The sequence below is a fragment of the Acinetobacter sp. UBA3025 genome (assembly GCF_002367915.1).
Classification (GTDB): Bacteria; Pseudomonadota; Gammaproteobacteria; order Pseudomonadales; family Moraxellaceae; genus Acinetobacter.
In genome coordinates, this window is the sequence record NZ_DFDO01000136.1 from 1 (window position 1) to 3624 (window position 3624).

Genomic DNA, 3624 nt, shown 5'->3' on the forward strand with positions numbered 1-3624 from the left:
AAATCCCTTTTCTTTATTCAGTTTATATTATGACCTAATAGGCCAAATGCACCAGAAAGCGGAATGCCCCTGCAATAAGTGCCAGTGTCAAAAAACCTGCAAGCCATAAGCCGACAAACCATACTATCTGTTTGCGTGTCATAACTGCTCCTTAATGATAACCATCATCTCCAACACGTACCTTGTGTCGGAATACCCAATAGGACATACAGGTATAAATCACGATAATCGGAATCAGAATCAAGGCACCAATCAAGGCAAATAACTGACTATTTTCATGTGCCGCTGCCTGCCAGATCGTGACTGATGGTGGAATAATATAAGGCCACAGACTAATCAGAAAACCGGTATATGCCAGGAACACCAGCACCAGCATATAGGAAAATGGACCTAGTTCACTGCGTCTTTTACAGGCACGTAAGGCTAGCCAAGTAAATAATATGACCAAGATCGGTACGGGCATAAAGTAGGTAAATTGTGGCTGGCTGAACCAGCGCTCCGCAATTTGCGGATGGGTCAACGGCGTATAAACACTAACAGCACCTAGAATAATCAATAAGGCTATAATCAGCCTCGGCATCAGTTTAAACATGCGATCCTGTAAATCATCACCGGTTTTATAAATGAGCCATCCACAGCCTAATGCTGCATATAGCACCACGACACTGATTCCTGTAAAGATACTAAATGGACTGAGCCAATCCAGACCACCACCTACATAGACACCATTTCGTGTTTCAATTCCCTGAATATATGCACCCAGGATCATCCCTTGCAAGAAACTGGTGACGATCGATCCACCTATAAAAGCTTTATCCCACCAGTGTTTGCTTTTATTCGCCTTAAAACGGAACTCAAAAGCAACACCACGAAAAATCAAGGCGATCACCATCAGGATAATGGGCATATACAGCGCTGAGAGTACCGTCGAATAAGCCAATGGAAAGGCAGCAAATAATCCAGCGCCCCCTAGAACCATCCAAGTTTCATTACCATCCCAGACCGGAGCGACCGTATTCATCATGACATCGCGTTCATCCTGATGCGGGAAGAATGGAAATAGAATGCCAATGCCCAGATCGAAACCATCGAGAATGGTATAAACCAGTACACCTAGGCCAATAATCGCAATCCAAATTAATGATAAATCAATCATTTTTTATCCTCCTGATCCGGATGTTCAGGAACTTCTTCAATACGTTCGCGAATACTGCTCAATGGTCGACGAGAAGCTTGAACCACATCGCTATCCGATTCATGGTGTGGTCTGGAATGAATAAATTCTGGACCTCTATGCATTAGGCGCAACATGTAGAAAATTCCTACGCCAAAAACAACGCAGTACACCACCACAAAGATAATCAAGGTTAGACCGACCTGTTCAGCTGACACTGGTGATAATGCATCTTTGGTCCGCATAATACCGTAGACAACCCAAGGCTGACGACCGACTTCTGTAGTAAACCATCCTGCCAGCATAGCAAGAAATCCGGATGGCCCCATGATGAGTGCAAAACGATGCAGACCACGTGACTCATAAAACCGTCCTCGAGTACGTGACCATAATCCCCAGAGTGCAAGCAAGAGCATTAACATACCCAGCCCGACCATAATCCGGAAACTCCAGAACACCACCAGTGAATTGGGTCGATCTTCAGGTGCAAAATCTTTAAGCCCCGTGACTTTTCCGTCCATAGAGTGCGTCAGAATCAGGCTACCCAATTTAGGAATACCAATTGCATATTTGGTTTCTTCAGCTTGCATGTCTGGAATCCCAAACAGGTATAAAGGCATTCCTTCATCATGATTGGTTTCCCAATGGCCTTCCATCGCGGCCAGTTTGGCTGGCTGATGTTCAAGCGTATTCAGACCATGCATATCCCCCACAAAAATCTGTAAAGGTGCAAGTGCCAGAATCAGCCACATGGCCATGGAAAATGAAGTTTTGACTAAAGGATCTCGACGGCCCTTGATCAGATGCCATGCCGCTGTTGAGGCTACAAGTAAGGCGGAGACCAGAAAGGCGGCCATTGCCATATGAGCCAAACGATAAGGAAAAGACGGGTTAAATACGATCGCTACCCAGTCTTGCGGGACGATCAGGCCATTTTCAATCGCAAAACCTTGAGGGGTCTGCATCCAGCTATTGGAAGATAAAATCCAGAACATGGAAATACAGGTGCCGATTGCCACCATTAAAGTGGAGAAAAAGTGCGCTCGTGGGCCAACCCGATCCCAGCCAAAGAGCATGATACCCAGGAATCCGGCTTCTAAAAAGAACGCAGTTAAAACTTCATAAGCCAGCAAGGGTCCGGTCACACTTCCAGCGACCCGGGAAAACTCACTCCAGTTGGTTCCGAACTGATAGCTCATTACCACACCGGATACGACGCCCATACCAAATGCGACGGCGAAAATTTTGACCCAAAACTTGAACAGATCCTGAAAAATCGGATTTTTAGTCTTTAACCAGCGCCATTCCAGAATAGCCAAAAAACTTGCTAATCCGATTGAAATTGCAGGAAAGATAATATGAAAAGATACAGTAAAGGCGAACTGTATTCGTGCTAACTCTAATGCAGTTAAACCCAGAGTCATAAACTTCACCTATGCAGTGTTATTTGGCATATCTGCCCTTCAGTTATTAAGTGATGGATTTTTCTAGTGCTTAGGTAGCTTAGGCTGAATCATTCTTAAAAGTATGTAGTCTTTTGTTGATTGTTTTTTAATCAGGTTAAAGACTTGTAATAACTTAGTCAAAAAGACGTTAACCATGCAAAAATTTTCAAAATTTACCTCTTGTCTAATTGAATAAAGAGGCGTAAATTAGGCACAATTTAGTTAGCCAGGTTAACTATATGTTTCAACCCTCTTCCAGATTTCGTTCACTGTTGCTGCGTTGCGCACGACTCATGAGTGATGAAATCAATACTATTTTATTATCCTCCCAACTTAATTATTCCTTATGGCAAGTGCTCTATACCATTCAATCCCAACAGCAATGCACGCTGGTTGATATTTCAAGCTATTTAAATGTTTCAAAACCAAGCATTACCAAACGCATCCAGCATTTAAGTGAACTCGACTTAATCTGCCAGATCGAAACCGAAGATAAACGTCAAAAATTATTTAAACTCAGCGAGCAAGGGGTTAAAACCTTTAACCTGTGTTCCAAACAGATTGATGCTTTTGAAGATCACTTACTGCAACAGATTGATGCAGATGATCTGCAAAGCAGTAAAAACACTTTGGTACAGCTGATTCAGCAATTACATCCTTCATCTCAGGAAACACCACAATGAGCCAAGATCAAGCCCGCTTATGGACCCCTAATTTCGTCCTGGTCAGTCTGGTTAATTTCCAGCTCGTTCTGGTGTTTTACCTGCTGGTGATTGTGATTGTCGGTTTCTCGGTCGCTGAACTGGGAGCATCGACTGCACAAGCCGGTCTGGTATCCGGTCTGTTTATTGTCGGAACACTAATTGGACGCTTATTTATTGGGAAATTGCTGAATCGTCTAGGACTGAAAAATACCCTGGTGATTGGCCTGACTGGCTTTTTGCTATTTTCCGGACTTTATATGATTCCGGCCAAACTAGAAGTGTTATTGGGTATTCGTCTGAT

General features: G+C 43.5%; 5 protein-coding genes. 2 read left to right on the top strand and 3 right to left on the bottom strand.

The window, feature by feature from the left end:
• Positions 1-34: 34 nt before the first annotated feature.
• From B4J23_RS05800 to B4J23_RS05810, 3 genes are read right to left on the bottom strand one after another with little or no spacing between them, the layout of a single operon-like run.
• Entirely contained in the window at positions 35-142 is a 108-nt protein-coding gene (locus tag B4J23_RS05800; RefSeq protein ID WP_104426067.1) for a DUF2474 domain-containing protein, read from the bottom strand.
• 9 nt (positions 143-151) lie between these two features.
• On the bottom strand, positions 152-1156 hold the full coding sequence (cydB, locus tag B4J23_RS05805) for a cytochrome d ubiquinol oxidase subunit II (RefSeq protein WP_291359223.1): 1005 nt from the start codon (positions 1154-1156) through the stop codon (positions 152-154).
• Entirely contained in the window at positions 1153-2598 is a 1446-nt protein-coding gene (locus B4J23_RS05810; protein WP_159122896.1) for a cytochrome ubiquinol oxidase subunit I, read from the bottom strand. Before B4J23_RS05810 ends, cydB begins: the two co-directional genes overlap by 4 nt.
• Positions 2599-2858: 260 nt before the next feature.
• Between B4J23_RS05810 and B4J23_RS05815 the strand changes: the two genes are divergently transcribed.
• A complete protein-coding gene (locus B4J23_RS05815) occupies positions 2859-3302 on the top strand; it encodes a MarR family winged helix-turn-helix transcriptional regulator (protein ID WP_034702758.1) in 444 nt (147 codons plus the stop codon).
• On the top strand, positions 3299-3624 hold a 326-nt coding region (locus B4J23_RS05820), incomplete at its 3' end, for an MFS transporter (RefSeq protein ID WP_291359224.1). The genes B4J23_RS05815 and B4J23_RS05820, both read left to right, overlap by 4 nt.